This window comes from Roseateles amylovorans (assembly GCF_025398155.2).
GTDB lineage: Bacteria > Pseudomonadota > Gammaproteobacteria > Burkholderiales > Burkholderiaceae_C > Roseateles > Roseateles amylovorans.
The window spans coordinates 4,941,884-4,956,471 of record NZ_CP104562.2 but is presented as its reverse complement, the minus strand read 5'-3'; the positions used below and the strand labels follow the sequence as shown (position 1 = coordinate 4,956,471).

The 14,588-nt window shown below is 64.4% G+C and carries 13 protein-coding genes and 1 pseudogene; 8 read left to right on the top strand and 6 right to left on the bottom strand.

Features of this window, described 5'->3' with window-relative positions; translation table 11 throughout:
• Nucleotides 1–203: 203 nt before the first annotated feature.
• The 6 genes from N4261_RS20560 to N4261_RS20535 all read left to right on the top strand — a co-directional run bounded on the left by N4261_RS20560 (nt 204) and on the right by N4261_RS20535 (nt 3,614).
• A complete protein-coding gene (locus N4261_RS20560) occupies nt 204–356 on the top strand; it encodes a hypothetical protein (RefSeq protein WP_261757121.1) in 153 nt (50 codons plus the stop codon).
• Nucleotides 357–796: 440 nt separating this feature from the next.
• The gene (locus tag N4261_RS20555; RefSeq protein WP_261757120.1) at nt 797–1,624 is read left to right on the top strand and encodes a hypothetical protein; all 828 of its coding nucleotides are present in this window, start codon (nt 797–799) and stop codon (nt 1,622–1,624) included.
• A gap of 44 nt (nt 1,625–1,668) precedes the next feature.
• Nucleotides 1,669–2,022, top strand: a complete 354-nt coding sequence (locus tag N4261_RS20550; protein WP_261757119.1) for a CdiA family toxin C-terminal domain-containing protein — start codon at nt 1,669–1,671, stop codon at nt 2,020–2,022.
• Between the two features lies 1 nt (nt 2,023).
• Entirely contained in the window at nt 2,024–2,170 is a 147-nt protein-coding gene (locus N4261_RS20545; protein WP_261757118.1) for a hypothetical protein, read from the top strand.
• Nucleotides 2,163–2,390: a ribonuclease toxin immunity protein CdiI gene (cdiI, locus tag N4261_RS20540; protein ID WP_261757117.1), complete on the top strand. Its 228-nt coding sequence runs from the start codon at nt 2,163–2,165 to the stop codon at nt 2,388–2,390. Before N4261_RS20545 ends, cdiI begins: the two co-directional genes overlap by 8 nt.
• 198 nt (nt 2,391–2,588) lie before the next feature.
• Nucleotides 2,589–3,614 carry a hemagglutinin repeat-containing protein gene (locus N4261_RS20535; protein ID WP_261757116.1) on the top strand — a complete coding sequence of 342 codons (1,026 nt, stop codon included), beginning with the start codon at nt 2,589–2,591 and terminating at the stop codon, nt 3,612–3,614.
• Here the strand turns inward: N4261_RS20535 and N4261_RS20530 are convergent.
• Complete coding sequence (locus N4261_RS20530; RefSeq protein ID WP_261757115.1) at nt 3,550–4,617, bottom strand: flavodoxin family protein; 1,068 nt, start codon at nt 4,615–4,617, stop codon at nt 3,550–3,552. The two genes, N4261_RS20535 and N4261_RS20530, sit on opposite strands and share 65 nt — an antisense overlap.
• Before the next feature lie 138 nt (nt 4,618–4,755).
• Nucleotides 4,756–7,107: a TonB-dependent receptor plug domain-containing protein gene (locus N4261_RS20525; RefSeq protein ID WP_261757114.1), complete on the bottom strand. Its 2,352-nt coding sequence runs from the start codon at nt 7,105–7,107 to the stop codon at nt 4,756–4,758.
• 590 nt (nt 7,108–7,697) lie between these two features.
• On the opposite strand from N4261_RS20525, the gene N4261_RS20520 reads away from it, so the two are divergent.
• Nucleotides 7,698–8,393 carry a PEPxxWA-CTERM sorting domain-containing protein gene (locus N4261_RS20520; RefSeq protein ID WP_261757113.1) on the top strand — a complete coding sequence of 232 codons (696 nt, stop codon included), beginning with the start codon at nt 7,698–7,700 and terminating at the stop codon, nt 8,391–8,393.
• Nucleotides 8,394–8,492: 99 nt separating this feature from the next.
• A complete protein-coding gene (locus N4261_RS20515) occupies nt 8,493–10,949 on the top strand; it encodes a CehA/McbA family metallohydrolase (protein ID WP_261757112.1) in 2,457 nt (818 codons plus the stop codon).
• Between the two features lie 86 nt (nt 10,950–11,035).
• On the opposite strand, the gene N4261_RS20510 is transcribed toward N4261_RS20515, so the two are convergent.
• From N4261_RS20510 to N4261_RS20500, 4 genes and pseudogenes are all read right to left on the bottom strand, one after another.
• Nucleotides 11,036–11,338 carry a helix-turn-helix domain-containing protein gene (locus tag N4261_RS20510; RefSeq protein WP_261757111.1) on the bottom strand — a complete coding sequence of 101 codons (303 nt, stop codon included), beginning with the start codon at nt 11,336–11,338 and terminating at the stop codon, nt 11,036–11,038.
• Between the two features lie 160 nt (nt 11,339–11,498).
• A complete protein-coding gene (locus tag N4261_RS26170) occupies nt 11,499–11,681 on the bottom strand; it encodes a type II toxin-antitoxin system HigB family toxin (protein WP_354005415.1) in 183 nt (60 codons plus the stop codon).
• A gap of 126 nt (nt 11,682–11,807) precedes the next feature.
• Nucleotides 11,808–13,247, bottom strand: a complete 1,440-nt coding sequence (locus N4261_RS20505; protein ID WP_261760789.1) for an efflux transporter outer membrane subunit — start codon at nt 13,245–13,247, stop codon at nt 11,808–11,810.
• A 388-nt stretch (nt 13,248–13,635) separates the two neighbouring features.
• Nucleotides 13,636–14,547: pseudogene (locus tag N4261_RS20500) on the bottom strand (efflux RND transporter periplasmic adaptor subunit); the annotation flags it as partial.
• Between the last annotated feature and the right edge of the window lie 41 nt (nt 14,548–14,588).

Below are 14,588 nucleotides of genomic sequence, written 5' to 3'. Positions count from 1 at the left end.
CAGGGTATTTAGAGTATGGTCCTTATTTGATGTGGGACCGGCTCAAGGTTGAAGTGCGACGCCGCGCATTTTGTAAGGTGTCGCAAAAATGGGAAGTCACTACTCGCACTTCAGCCAGACGGATCGCGTCGCGATTCAGTTGCTGCTCCAAGCCGGATGTATCAACCGGCGACATGTGCCTGACCGCTGTACCGGACATCGTCATGGAGAGCAGCACCGCCAGCGGCACGCTGCAGCGCGGCAATGTGACGACCAAGGCGACCATCCTCGACCAAGTGGCCACCTTGAGCGCCGGTGGCGTAATGGTGGTGCAGGCCGGGCGGGATGAGTCGCTACAGGCGACGCAGTTCACGTAAGGGTAAGACGGGAAGGGGACGGACGGCGGCGTGGTCATCTAGGCCGGCCGTGACCTGACGCTGAGCACGGTGCAGATTGCCACCTCGAGTGACGAGATCAAGAACGCCACCAACTTCAAGATGGACTGTGGTGATGGCGGCTGTAATTGATAGCAAACAGTTAAGCGATCGCGGAGTCCGTCTTGATCCAAGAGCTGCAGGCGACAATATGAAATTTTCTGATGCATGGGTTATTAAAGAAATGGAAAAGCTACCAGCGGATTTGGCCGCAAGATAACTGATGCAAGAGGCGCTGGCAGCAAATAAATTGGTGAAGGACCTCGCATATATTGATAAAGAGACCGGAAAGCCGTGAGTAAACAGGCTGGACCCCGGTAATGCTTCCTTGAAGAACCCATAAGTGCCAAGGCAGCCATAAGATTAACGGCAGGGATATTAATATGAACTATCTGCCAAATTTCACCCAGGGTGTGAAGCATTTGCTGGGGCGCGAGCCAAGTGATAGCGTAATCACGCATCTGACAAATGGAACCGGTTCCCGGGACGGATGCCTCCGCCTATTCGCATCGGCCGCAGCTGCCCAATGCTTGCTCGCATGGTTTAAAGATGGCGATCTGCCGAACATGAGATATTGGGCTTTTCTAGCGGCGAAAGCGCAGCGAATGGTGACGCAAAACAACCCTAGCTCTTGGTGGCCGGCATACATACATCTCTATCCGCTGCTTTCGAATCATCGAGATCTCATTGAATGGTATGCAAAGAATCGCATTTCGTATTATCTGAACGATGCCGTTGGCGATCGGGATAATCCGCGTGAGGCTGCCTTTCATGGCTTTCAAGCACTGTTGGCCCTAAACGGACAATGGTCTGAACTTGAAAGTAGATCGATAGAGGCGCTAGGTGATTTGAAAGTCAAGCAGTCCAAGTATGGTGTTGATTTTAACTTTTACCTTGGCCTTGCGCGAAAAGATCCGGAGCTGATGAAATCCACCATCGAGCAGCTTGCTGGCCCCCTGGCCTCCGTTCGAAACGTAGAGCAGGCATTCGGTCTCACAGAAAAGCTTATTTCAACGCATGCCGTTATATATTCAAAAATCGCGGCGTTCTGGGGGTATGAATTCATCATCAATTCCCCTTGGATCCCGGCTGAATGGATTCCTATGGCGCCGTCAGGAAGCCGTGATTCACCATGGGCATTTATGAACAATTTTGATGTATGGCAGCCTTATGAAGGTCAATGGGCCGCGTGGTCGCCCTCCAAGGAGTGAGGGGTGCCGGGTTAGCGTCGAGTTGGTACCAAAACTCCAAGAAAATGGAGAGAACAGCCATCGATAATGACCTCGGAATTGTGGTTAGTGGGTCAGGTTTAATCGAATACATAACGGCAAGAGATTACCAGTGGTCCGCAGCGGATCGCGCGGGCAATGTGCTTCGAGATGCTAATGGTGATATTGAGTATAAAGCTGAGGTAACGAAGGTCGTACATGTTTCCGCCAAATTTTCGGATGCGAACGTGCTTAGAGTTCGACAGCAGGCAGTCGCTTCAGGAGTTGGGGAGGTGAGGGCTGCGGGTTTGATTGTTTATAATTCTGGAGAGGGAGGTATTGATTTTGGAGTGTTGATGAACCACTCTACTGGCCGAATTACAAACTTCTTTCCAAAATGACATGGGTCAGAAAATTTTCCCCAATGTTGATGCGCGTATCGACACTGATTGGTTGATTAAGGGTTATTTTAATTATCTGGCGGAGTCGGGTCGTTTTTTTTCAATGTATATCCAAGCTTGTAAAAAAGACGAATTGCGTATTGGATGAGGAATATTGTCTATTCCCCGAGCCGTGGGAAGTTTTTGAATTTAGCGAGCGCACAGTAAAAGTCGGCACGTTCGAGCATGAGATCACTTACAACGAGGTGGAGTTTTGGAGATTTCTTCAGCTGGCCTGTTCCAAATATTCATCACTTCACCCGGAACAGGCTGAATCGCTGGGGCAATTAATTTCTAGTAGTTTTCCGGATAGTCAGCAGCCGGATTAGCAACGCATGCAGTTCCGCCTGACAACGGTTGCGGAGGCGCACGTACCGTGAATGGCTCTTTAGCGACCACCTGCTGCTGCTGCTTGCGGTGGCCCCAGTCACGACGCAGGAGCGGTTGGGAGATGGCTTTAACGAGCAGCGCCAGCTGCGCTCGCAGATGAGTCAGGCCGATGGCGTGGCGGCGGCATCGGCTTCTCGGTGGGCAAACAATCGCTGGCGCAGACCACGAAGACCGTCGAGGCCACGAATGCTGGTTCGACGGTGGCCAGCGTGTCGGGTGATGTGACGTTGGTGGCGGGCAATGCCTATCGGCAGGTCGGCTCGCAGGTCACTTCGCAAGGCGGTGGTGTGGTCATCCAGGCCAATTCCGTGGCCGTGGTCGAGGCACAAAATCAGCAGTCGCAGAACACCGAGACCCGCTTCAAGCAGAGCGGGCGGACGGTGTCGCTGAGCGTGCCGGGGGTGTCCACCGCGATGGAAGCGGTGAAGGCGGGTGAGCACGTCACTCAGACCGAAGACGACCGGATGATGGCGCTGGCGGCTGCGACGGCGATCTCCAAGGCCATGCAGGCCCAGAAGGAGATTGCGAACTTCGAGCAGCTCAGCAGCGATGCCCAGAAGCAGAGCATTCGCTTCAATGTGTCGGTGGGCAGCAGCCAGAGCACGAGTCAGCAGGCCAACACATCGGACCAAGCCGCAGGCAGTTCCATCCTGGCGGGCGACAAGCTCAGCCTCGTCGCCACCGGTGGGGACCAGGCGTCAAACGTCACCGTGCGCGGGGGATCGCTCTCAGGTCAGGAGGTGCTGATCAGGGCGGACAACGCCTTCAACCTGGTGGCGGCCACCAACACCACCGAGCAGCACAGCAGCAACAAGAGCAGCAGTGCCTCGGTGGGCGTGGGCTTCCAACTGGGCGCGGACAACAGGTTCGGGTTCACCGCCAGCGGCAGCGTGACCAAGGGCAACTCCGACGGCGTGGACAAGAGCTTCACCGCCACCGAGGTGAAGGGCGGCACCAGCGTGACGCTGCAGTCCGGCGGCGACACCACCTTGCAAGGGGCGGGGCGACGTTGCGGGGCGCACCCCACGCACCATCTGATCGATAACCTCGGCGCCACCTGCGACCGCACCGAAGTGACCCAAAGCGCAGCGGGTCGGATCACTTCGCCCTCACCGCCGCCTTCCGCTCCGGCCGCTTCAACTCCCCCTTCCGCAGCAGCTTGACCGCTGCCTGCACCGCATCGGCGACCTGCCGCACTTCCTGCTGCATGGCCTCATCCCGATCCAGCGTCTCATGGCTGTTGTAGTACGGCTCGTAGTAACCGATATACCGATCGATCCTCGCCTGCGGCCCCGCTTCGATCAGGCCCATCCAATCCAGCCAGTCGCTCAGGTTCCGGCGTTGGGATTCAATCCCGGCCACGTCGCCATGCACCACCAGCCCGTAAACCCGGTCCGCCAGATGCTTCGGATAGTCCCATCCCTTCGCTTCCATCGCCTTCGCCTCCGCCGCCTTCTTGCCGTGCGTGGTGGTCGGATCAGGATTGCCCCCGTCCGCGCAGACCAGCCGATCGATCATCAGCTTCAAGGCGCTGGGCGATTGATACCAGTAGGTCGGCGCGAACAGGATCACGCCATGCGCCGACACCCAGCGCTCGTAGATCTCGTTCATCCAGTCGTGGCTCTGTCCCAAGGCGTGGTTGGGATAGCAGCTGCACGGCCAATGGCACAGCGGCATCGCGGTGGACACGCAGCCCTTGCACGGATGGATCTCGCGGCCATATTCGGAAGTCAGCAGGCTCAGGTCGAGCACATCCACGATCACGTCGGCGTCGTTGAGCTGCGCTTTCGCCATCTGCGTCAGGCGCCAGGTCTTGGACATCTCTCCGGGACAAGTCCCATCATTGCGGTCGCCGCCGCTGATGAGCAGGATGCGTGAGCGGGTCGACGGATCGCTCCAGCGCTTTTGCGCCTGCTTGAGCCGCTGGCTCGTGTCCATCCACTGGACGGCCACCTCATAGGTCGGGTCCGCGAAACCCTGCCCGGCAGGGCGCGTGACCGGCGCCTTGCGGCCTTCCTTCATCGCCTGCCAGGCAATGTCCTCCAGGCGGCTCAGGGCCTCATCTTCCGATCGGAAGGCGGGGTCGTAGAAGCGCTGCATGAAGCGCTCGTGAAATTGCTCTCGGGTCAGCTCAGCGGGCTGCTGCCCTTTGCGAATCTCGGTCATGGCGGCCCCTGGGGTGACGGAACACCCAGTGTTCCCTCCGACCGCCACCGTCACCATCAGACAGCGCCGGGTTGCAGGCGCGGCGTTGTCTGACAGCGTAGGCGCCCGCGTCGCGGCTCCCGGCGGAGCCCCTTACGCTCACCAGCGGTAGCCGACCTTCGCGTAGTACTGCCGACCGTTGAAGCCGAATGGCGAGAACTGGCTGTAGGTCAGGATGCCGCCGACCGCGTTGGCCGCAATGACGCGGTCGGGGTAGCGATCGCTCAGGTTGTCCACACCGACCGTCGCATTCCAGGGCCCGCGCTCCCAGCCCGCCGACACATCCAGCACCCAGGCCGCGCCGAAGGTCTGGTCGTTCGCCGCGTTGCTTTGCCGCACGGTGAAACTGCCGTAGCGGGTGGCGGCGAGCCGGCCGTTCCAGTCGCCCCAGCGATGGTCGGCGCTGAGCACCAGTTTGTCCTTGGGTGAGCCGACCGTGGCCCGCGCGATGGACACGCGATCGATCAGCGCCAGGCCGTTGGCGGTCAGCAGGGCCGGGTCGTCGGCAACGCCCCGGATCGAGTTCTTGGTGTGGTTGTAGGCCAGCGTGTAGTTGCCGCGTCCGAGGGCGCCCCAATCCTGCTGCAGGGTGCTCACCAGGTCGACGCCGCGGGTGCGGGTGTCCAGCGCATTGGTGAAGTAGCGGCCCGCACTGACCAGCACGCCCTGCGCGGCAAGCTGCGCGCGCAACGCCGCGGGCAGGCTCAGGTTGGCGGAGAGCAGCACCCGGTCGTCGATGTCGATCTGATAGACGTCGACCGTGGTTTGCCAGTTCTGGGTCGGCTGCAGCAGCAGGCCGATGCTCACGTTGCGCGACTTCTCCGCCTTCAGCGGCCGGGCGCCCAGCGCCGCAGCGGCCGCGGATTCGACCGGGAAGGTGCCGGCTTCGATCAGCGCGCCGTTGATCAGATTGGTGGAGGTGGTGGCGAAATACTGTTGCGCCAACGAGGGCGCACGGAAGCCGGTCGACACCGTGCCCCGCAGCGCGACCGCGGGCGTGAACACATAGCGGCCCGACAGCTTGGCCGAGGTCGCATTGCCGAAGTCGCTGTAATGCTCGCCGCGAAGCGCCGCCGAGGCGCTGAATCCGCGCGCCAGTTCCGCCTCCGCGCCGGCATAGATCGCGACATTGCGGCGCGAATGGCTGCCCGCGTTGCTGGGCTGGAAGCCCGGAAAGCCCGAGGCGCCGCCGCTCTGGTAGGACAGCGTTTCGCCCGCATCGATGCCATAGCGCTCGCGGCGCAGTTCCGCGCCCAGGGACAGCGTCAGCGGCGAGAACAGGCCGACGTCGATTTCGCGCGAGAGGTCGGCATTCACCAAGGTCTGCTGATTGGTCAGCCGACCGGCATCAAACCGCGTGGGGCTGGCCGCTCCCAGCGAATAGTTGGCCGTGTTGGCGACATCGATGTCGAACCGGTTGCGGCCATGGTTCAGGCTGACGTCCCAACGCCAATCGCTCAGATTACCCCGCGCGCCCAGGATCAGGCCCAGGTCGGTGCTGGTGGTCTCTTCCAGCGGCAGGAAGCCCTGCGGATACAGCGTGGCGACGTTGTTGGCCGTGGCCGTGGCCAGCGTGCGCCAGAACGCGGCCGAGGTGGTGTCCCGATGGCTGAAGGTGCCGATCGCATACGCCTGCGTCTCGCGGCCGAGGTCCAGCGCCGCATTGATCACCGCCGATTGCTGGGTGCTGTCCGGATCACCCAGCCGGTTGTTCACCTGCCCCAGGCGCGGCTCGGTGGCGGCGTCGCGGGTGTCGACACCCGCGCGGTTGGTGCGCTGCTGATGCCGGGTTTCCAGCGCCAGCCTGGCCCAGCCGCTTTCGCCCAGCGCCAGGCCCACGCTCGCGGAGGCGGAGCCGCGGCCGCCATCGCCGGCGTCGGTCTGCCCCGCTTCCAGGCCGATGAGGCCGCCGCGTGCGCCTTTCTTCAGGACGATGTTGATCACCCCCGCGATGGCATCCGAGCCGTACTGCGCCGCGGCCCCGTCACGCAGCACTTCGATCCGTTCGATCGCCGCCAGCGGGATCGCATTCAGGTCCACCGGCGCGGAGCCACGACCCTGGGTGCCGTTGATGTTGACGACCGCCGTGGTGTGGCGGCGCTTGCCGTCGATCAGCACCAGGGTCTGGTCGGGCGACAGGCCACGCAACTGCGCAGGACGGACCGCATCGGAGGCGTCCGTCAGCGACGGGCGCGGAAAGTTCAGCGAGGGCAGCAACTGCGCCAGCGCCGTTGCCAGCTCGGTGGTGCCGGTGCGTTGCAGATCCCGGGCGCTGATCACGTCCACCGGGGATTCGGATTCGGCCAGGGTGCGGTCGGCGCGGCGGGTGCCGGTCACGACCACCTGCTTGAGTTCCGACGGGGCGGCGGCAGCGCCTTCGGTGGCTTGAGCCCGAGCGGGCAGGGCAGCGCCGATGCCAAGCGCGGCGACACCGGCCGCTGCCAGCGCCACCGAGTGGCGTGTGAACGACGGGCGAGTCAGACCTGTAGAAGCGGAGACGGGGATCGATCGATTCATAAAGCAGTAGGCGATTGAGAAGCTGATGAAGACCACGGCATGCCTGCGGTGCAGTGCCCGTGCCGGCCGGCGGCGCTGAGTCATCCTGCGCATCCAGCGTGCATGACAACGACGAAACCCGGCAGCTTGAGCAGTCGTGCTGAATGCGGAAACGAAGCGCTGCGAGCAAGCTCATGCGAAAGCCTGTGTCGACGCGGCGACGGTTTCTGCGCAAGCACGGCCGCTGGTCCGCCCAGGTCCGCCCTGGTGCGCCCGCACCGTCGACGGGCGAGCGCCTTCTCAGCCGCACCGGCGCCGTGCAACTGCGGGCAAACCCGCCCCGCGAACGCGGGGGGAGGGGATCCCCAACTTCGGGCTTCCCCGCAACCGGGCTGTCATGAAGCGCGCCTACGCTTCGCACGCTTTCCTTTACCGGGCGGAAGTCAAGCCCACAAGTTCACAGATTCGGCAAGAAGTGTTGCTGAAAACGTTTGCGCAAACACCAGTGGCTGCTAAGAGCCATGTTGTCAATTCCAGGGACCCCCATGAACTTCAAACCTCTTCTGCTGGCTGCGGCCGCTTTCATCGCCTTGTCCGCCAATGCGACCGTGGTGGCGCAGTGGGACTACAACAAGGGCAGCACCAAGCACAGCGTGAGCCAGAACGGTGCCAGTTTCTCGACCCTGGGCGGCGTGACCACCACCTTCGTCAGCCAGTCCGGCTCGTCCGATCCCAACGCCGGCCAGGCGATGAACACCACCACCTACGGCGGCGCGACCACCGGCAACATGACCCGGGGCGTGCAGTACGGCATCGACACCAGCGGCTATGAGCATCTGGTGCTGAGCTTCGACCAGCGCAACAGCTCGACCGCCTCCGCCTGGACCGCGCTGCTCTACACCGTGGACGGTGAGAACTGGTCCCAGGCCACCACCTTCCACATGACGACCGACGGCAGCTTCGTGAAGGGCCTGAGCTACGACTTCTCGTCGGTGACCGGCGCGGCCAACAACGAGTCCTTCGCCATCCGCCTGGTGAGCATGTTCGCGCCGGGCTTGAGCAGCTACCTGGGCACCAGCGGCAACTACGCCTCGGGCGGCACCATCCGCTACGACATGGTCACCCTGTCTGGCACCGAGATCGTCGCCAGCGCGGTTCCGGAACCCGCTTCGATCGCGCTGATGCTGGCCGGTCTGGGCCTGGTCGGCGTGGCGGCGCGTCGCCGTCGCCAGGACGCCTGATCGACCGACCGTCGTCCTCTCCAGGGACGGGGCCCGGACCACCGGCGCCGTCCCCCAGCCACCCACCGGCGCGCGCAGCGCGCCAAGCGAGCCTTCCCCATGAGCACTTACCGCGCCATGCTTTCCGTGAAGACCGGCGTCGCGCTGCGCGTCTCCGGCTTGAGTGTCCTGGTTCTGGCCCTGTCCGCCTGCGGCGGCGGCATGACCGTGGACAACAAGACCCAAGCCGCCGTCGCGACCGAGGACCGCGCCACCGCGCTGTCGGCCGACCCGACGGCCAAATACCCGGACCACCATGAGTTCGACGCGGCGCTGGACGTCCCGTTCAGCGTGGCCGATGCCAGCGGTGCGCGCACCTTCACCGTCCGCCTGGACTATGTCGGCGCGCCTGCCGGCACGCTGCTCGCCTATCGGGTGGAGTTGCGCGGTGCCGGGGGCTCGGTCGTCAAGCGTTGGAGCGGCGTGGAGCGGTATGCGGGCGATGTCAAGACCGTCGCCCTGGACTGGGCCGGTCGTGGCGACAGCGGCCTGTCCGATGGGGTCTACACCGCCACGCTGACGGCGGTGAGCGCCGCAGCCGGCACCGAGTTGAAGACGGCCAGCACCGAGGCCCAGTTCGATGAGATCGCCCAGGCCGGCGGCGGCCATGGCCCGGTGACCCAGAGCTGGAACTTCGCCATCGGCAAGCCCGCGAAGATCACGATGGGCAGCTTGCGTCCGCTGGCCACGCATGCCGTCGGCGAAGCCGAACAGCGCGTGCGTGCGCAGTCGGCCGCGGTGGGCACCGGCAGTTGGCCCTACACCATCTACTACGGCAGCTTCCACGGTCAGACCAATGATTCCGACGGTGGTGGCGCCATCGGCAGCTGCAGCTCGTCGCAGCCGGCGCAGACCGGCGCCTACGGTCCGGACGCCGCCTTCCCCTATGCCAAGAACGTCGGCCTGGACTTCTTTGCCAACACCGACCACAACCACTATTTCGACGGCTCTTCCAGCACCAACACCGCCGGCAGTGCGACCGCAGCGAAGGCACGCTATCAACGCGGCCTGACCATTGCCGCCGACGTCACCGCCGCCAACCCCGGCTTCCTGGCGCTCTATGGCATGGAGTGGGGCGTGATCAACAACGGCGGTCACCTCAACATCTTCAACAGCAATGAGCTGTTCTCGTGGGAATACAACGCCAGCAACGAGCTGTTCGGTGACCGCTACACCGCCAAGAGCGACTATGCGACGCTGTACTCGGTGATGCGCGCCCAGGGCCTGATCGGGCAGTTCAACCATCCCGACGACTCCGGCCAGTTCATCATCAACGGCACCGACATGGCCTACAGCGCCGATGGCGACGAGGTGATGGTGCTGTCCGAAGTGATGAACACCTCGGCCTTCTCCTCCAACACGACAGAGACGGAGACCTCGCGCAGCTCCTACGAAGGCGCCTGGAAGAAGCTGCTGGAACGCGGCTTCCACGTCGCGCCCGCCACCAACCAGGACAACCACTGCGCCAACTGGGGCGCCAGCTACACCAACCGGACCGCGGTGCTGATCCCCACCGGCACGGCGCTGAGCAAGGCCAGCCTGGTCGATGCGCTGAAGGCGCGCCGTGTCTTCGCCACCATGGACAAGCAGTCGCAGCTGATCTTCAGCGCCAACGGCAAGATCATGGGTGAGCGCTTCGACAACAGCGGTGCGCTGTCGATGAACGTGGGCTTCTACAGCCCGGCCGGCCGCACCGTGGTGTCGACCGAGATCTGGGAAGGCGTGCCCGGTCGCAACGGCACGGTCACCCTCACCACCACCAGCCCCACCGCCACCATCACGCCGTCCAACGGCAAGCATTTCTACTATGCGAAGGTCACGCAGGACGACGGCAAGGTGCTGTGGTCCGCGCCGATCTGGGTGAACCAGGGCGTTGCCGGTGGCGACACCACGCCGCCCACCGTCAGCGCCACCGTGTCCGGCAGCACCGGCACCATCACCTTCACGGCAGCAGCGGCGGACAACGTCGGCGTGACCCGTGTGGAGTTCTGGCTGGACGGCGTGCTCAAGGACACGGTCAGCACCGCGCCCTACACCCTGGCGGTCAATTCGACCCTGCTGGCCAACGGCAGCCACACCCTGGCAGCCAAGGCCTTCGATGCGGCGGGCAATGCCACCACCTCGACCCCGGTGAGCTTCACCGTCAGCAATCCGGTCAATGCGGGTGACGAGGTGGAGCCCAACAACACGGTGGCCACCGCCAATGCCGTCGGCAGCCGCACCGCCATCGCCGGTTACCTGAGCACCGCCACTGACAAGGACTACTTCAAGGTGGCCCTGGCGGCCAACCAGCGCCTGCGCGTGGACATGACCGGCCCGACCGCCAGCGGCGTGGACTACGACCTCTATGTCGTCTCCAGCACCGGTGCCGGCTTGGCGCGTTCCGAAGGTGCGACCAGCAGCGAATCCTTGACCTACCAGAATGGCGCCACCGCCACGACCGTCTACATCAAGGTGCAGGCGTACAGCGGCTCGAGCACCACGCAAAGCTACCGGCTGTCGATCAGCTATCCCTGACCGACGGGACCGGCTCCTGCAAGTTCAACGGCTCCTTTCGGAGCCGTTTTTTTCATGCTCAGCGGCAGGCTTGAATCAGACCTGAATCACGCCGGGTATTGACGCTGTGAGGTCGGTGTGACGGACGACGTCCCCGCGTCAGACAGGAACAACATCGCCGAGACATTGAACCGTTTTGCCAATCGAAGCGCCTGCTGGGCGTTGATCTTGCGCTTGCCCCGCAGCACGGCGCTGACCACCGGCTGGCCACCGAGTTCCACCGCCAGATCCGTCTGACGCAAGCCATTGGCGCTCATCAGCAACTTCAGCGCCTGTGCGGGCGAGTGGGCGGGCATGGGCACCCGCAATTGCTCGTAGGCCTCCATCCAATCCGACAGGCAGTCCAGCAACGCCGTAGTCTGCGACGAGGGGGGGCTTCGAGCAGGAGGCCGATCAGTTCATGGTTGCGCCGGGCGCTGGACTCGGTCATGGCGAAAGAGAGTCGCCCCAGTTCGCTCTGAATCATGGTCCAACCTAGCGTGACGTTGTCCCAGTCGATGGATGGCTTTTTCATGATCGCCGTTGCTCCTTGGTCCACTTTTCATAGTCCCGATGCGTGAGCACATGCCTCACATAGATGCGTCTGGCTTGGTAGTGAATGATGGTGATGACGCGGTTGCTGTTGACATTGAAGACGACGTGATCGCCGACCTCATCAGCGGAATTGAATGTCTTGCGGACGTCAACGAAGATTCGTGGGGTCTTGGACGGAGCGCACGAACACGTTGACCCGGACTTCCCGTGTCACTCCGCCGTTCGTGCCACCCCGCGCCGAGCCGGTTCTCGTGCGTTCCCTCGGGTTTGTATCTCGATGTCTCCTCAGGACTCCCAGCCTCCGCCCAGCGCCAGGAAGAGCTGCACCTGTTCATCGACCAGCGTGGCCTCCGAGGCGGCCAGTGCCGCATCGCTGGTGGCCAGCGCGCGTTCCGCATCCAGCGCGTCGAGGTAGCCGACCTTGCCCCCTTGATAGAGACGACGGGCCTGCGCGGCCACCACGGCGGCGGAATCGCGCGAGGCCTTCAACGCGTCGCGGCGGTCCAGCTCGCGGGCGTACTGGTTGAGCGCGGTCTCGGTTTCACGCAAGGCGGTCAGCACCACGCCGTCGAAGCGTGCCGCCACCTGGCGGGTCGAGGCCTCGGCCTGCGCGATGCGGGCATCGGCCACGCCGTTGTTGGGCAAGGTCCAGGAGATCAACGGCCCCAGGCTCCAGCTCAAGGTGTCGCTGCGGCCCAAGCCGGCCATCGTGCCGGCCGATCCCGCCGACAGGCCCAGCGAGATCTTCGGATAGCGATCCGCAATGGCCACGCCGATGCGCGCGGTCGCTGCGTGCAGCTCTCGCTCGGCTTGGCGGATGTCGGGCCGTCGGCGCAGCAGCGCCGCACCGTCCCCCACCGGCAGCGTGCCGGCGACATGCGGTGCCACATGGCATTCGGCGAGGTCGTGCGGAAAGTCCTCCGGCAGATCGCCGGTGAGCGTGGCCAGCCGGTAGAGCGCCGACTGGCGCTGAGCCAGCAGCGGCGGCAGGGCGGCCTGCAATTGCTGCCACTGGCTGCGTGCGCGGGCCGCGTCCATTTCGCCGACACGACCGGCCCGCTGCAACCGCTCGGTCAAGGTCATCGCTTCTTGCTGAAGCGCCAGAGATTGCCGCGCCGTCTCCAGCCGCTGACCGGTGGCGCAGGCCTCCGCATACGCGCGGGCGGTGCCAGCGGCCACGTTGACCTTCACCAGGTCCAACGCCGCTGCCGCGGCCTCGGTGCTGGCATGCGAAGACTCGATCGCCCGGCGAATCTGCCCGAACAGATCCAGTTGGTAGGACAGGCTCACCCCGGCGCTGTAGCGGTAGGTGTCTGGCGGCACGAAGTCCTTCTTCAACATCGACAGACCGGACGGATGGCCATAGCTCGGCCCGCCATTGATGCCGATCGTCGGCTTGTCGCCCCCCATCACCTCGGACTCCATCGCCTGCACCCGCTCCAGGTTGGCGGCAGCCTGGCGCAGGTCAGTGTTGTGGGCCAGGGCCTTCTCGACCAGTGCGTCCAGTCTCGCGTCCTGGAACAGCCGCCACCAATGCGCGGGCAGGGGCGTGGCATCGAACGGTGCCGGGCGGTCGGCGCGTGGGCCTTCATCGGCGGCGCGTTGCTGTTCGACAAAACCTTCAGAAGCGCGCGGCTTGAGCGCCGCCGCCGCTGCGGGAACCTGGTAGTCCGGCCCCTTTGGCGCGGTGGCGCATCCGGCCAGCACAAGCGCGGCCGTGAGCATCGACCAGAGCCACTGCGGGGATCGGGGCTCGGTGCGTCGGCTCAGCCGGACGCCGCCAGGGACGGCGAATGGGAGGGCGGAGGTCGACGGCGCCGCTGTGGCGGTCATGTCGGTCGATCTCAAGGACGAGGGCAGGAAGCGCGGTGCCATGGTTTCAACTCCGCTGAGTCTGGGTGGCCGCCGTGGACCTGTCCGAAGACTTGACCGCAGTGGCCGAGGTGGTCGCGGTGACTGCGGTGGCCGCAATGGCGGAAGAGTGAACCGGAGGAACGGCGGCTTCGCGCCCGGCCCTCGATGCCGATGCCGATGTCGATGCCGATGCGGCGGCAGTCGCAGCGGATGAGGTCGAGACGGTCGATGCGCTCGAGGCCGCCGCGGCATGGTTGGTGGCTGCGGTTGGCGCATCGGAGGGGGTGCCGGCCGGCGGCAGGACCTGCACCGTCACGGTCTGTCCCGCCACCAGTCGCTCGCCCGCGGGCAGCGGATCGAGCTTGACGCGCACCGGCACCCGTTGCGGCAGCCGCACCCAGTTGAAGCTGGGGTTCACGCTGGGCAGCAGATTGGCGCTGGTGCTGCGGTCCCGGTCCGCAATGCCGGCGGAGAAGCTCTCGACCCGACCCGTCAACGGATGGCTGGCGCCCATCGGCCGGATCTCCACCGGATCGCCGACATGGATGCGAGGCAGCTTGGTCTCTTCGAAGTAGCCTTCCACATACAGCGACTGGCCATCCACCAGCGCCAGCACGGGATGACCGGCAGTGGCGTAGGCGCCTTGGCGCAGGTCGAAGTTGGTGATGGTGCCGGCGGACGGCGCACGGACCTCGGCCCGCGCCAGATTGAGCTGAGCCGCGTCCACGGCGACCTCGGCCTGGGCCACCGCCGCGCGGGCCTGTTCGGCGCGGCTGCGGGTCTGCTCGCGGACCTCCTGAGAGACCAGGCTGCCGAGGTCGCGGTTGCGGTCGGACTCCCGAAGCGCCTGCGCCAGCACCACCTTTTGTGCGTTCAACTGGGCCTGCGCCTGGCGCAACGTCAGCGCGTAGCGGGCGCGGTCCACTTCGAACAGCAAGGCCCCGGCGGCGACCGACTGGTTGTCCATCACCGGCACCGAGGTCACCAGGCCCGAGACGTCCGGCGCGATCTGCACGACATTGGCCCGCACCCGGCCATCGCGGGTCCAGGGCTGCAGTTCATAGCGGTCCCACAGCCGCAGGCCGGCCCACAGGGCGGCCGCCACGGCCAGCAGGGTCACCAGGACGGACACCGCACGGCGCCAGGCAAAGGGGGAAGCGGAGGAGGTCATGTCATCAGTTCCGGAAGATCGAATTCGAAGGCGTCGGTCGG

What these genes read in the sequence shown, in the direction of transcription:
- N4261_RS20560 (WP_261757121.1), top strand. Translation starts at nt 204, where the DNA reads ATGGAGAGCAGCACCGCCAGCGGCACGCTGCAGCGCGGCAATGTGACG.
- N4261_RS20555 (WP_261757120.1), top strand. Translation starts at nt 797, where the DNA reads ATGAACTATCTGCCAAATTTCACCCAGGGTGTGAAGCATTTGCTGGGG.
- N4261_RS20550 (WP_261757119.1), top strand. Translation starts at nt 1,669, where the DNA reads ATGGAGAGAACAGCCATCGATAATGACCTCGGAATTGTGGTTAGTGGG.
- N4261_RS20545 (WP_261757118.1), top strand. Translation starts at nt 2,024, where the DNA reads ATGGGTCAGAAAATTTTCCCCAATGTTGATGCGCGTATCGACACTGAT.
- N4261_RS20530 (WP_261757115.1), bottom strand. Translation starts at nt 4,617, where the DNA reads ATGACCGAGATTCGCAAAGGGCAGCAGCCCGCTGAGCTGACCCGAGAG.
- N4261_RS20520 (WP_261757113.1), top strand. Translation starts at nt 7,698, where the DNA reads ATGAACTTCAAACCTCTTCTGCTGGCTGCGGCCGCTTTCATCGCCTTG.
- N4261_RS20515 (WP_261757112.1), top strand. Translation starts at nt 8,493, where the DNA reads ATGAGCACTTACCGCGCCATGCTTTCCGTGAAGACCGGCGTCGCGCTG.
- N4261_RS20505 (WP_261760789.1), bottom strand. Translation starts at nt 13,247, where the DNA reads ATGCTCACGGCCGCGCTTGTGCTGGCCGGATGCGCCACCGCGCCAAAG.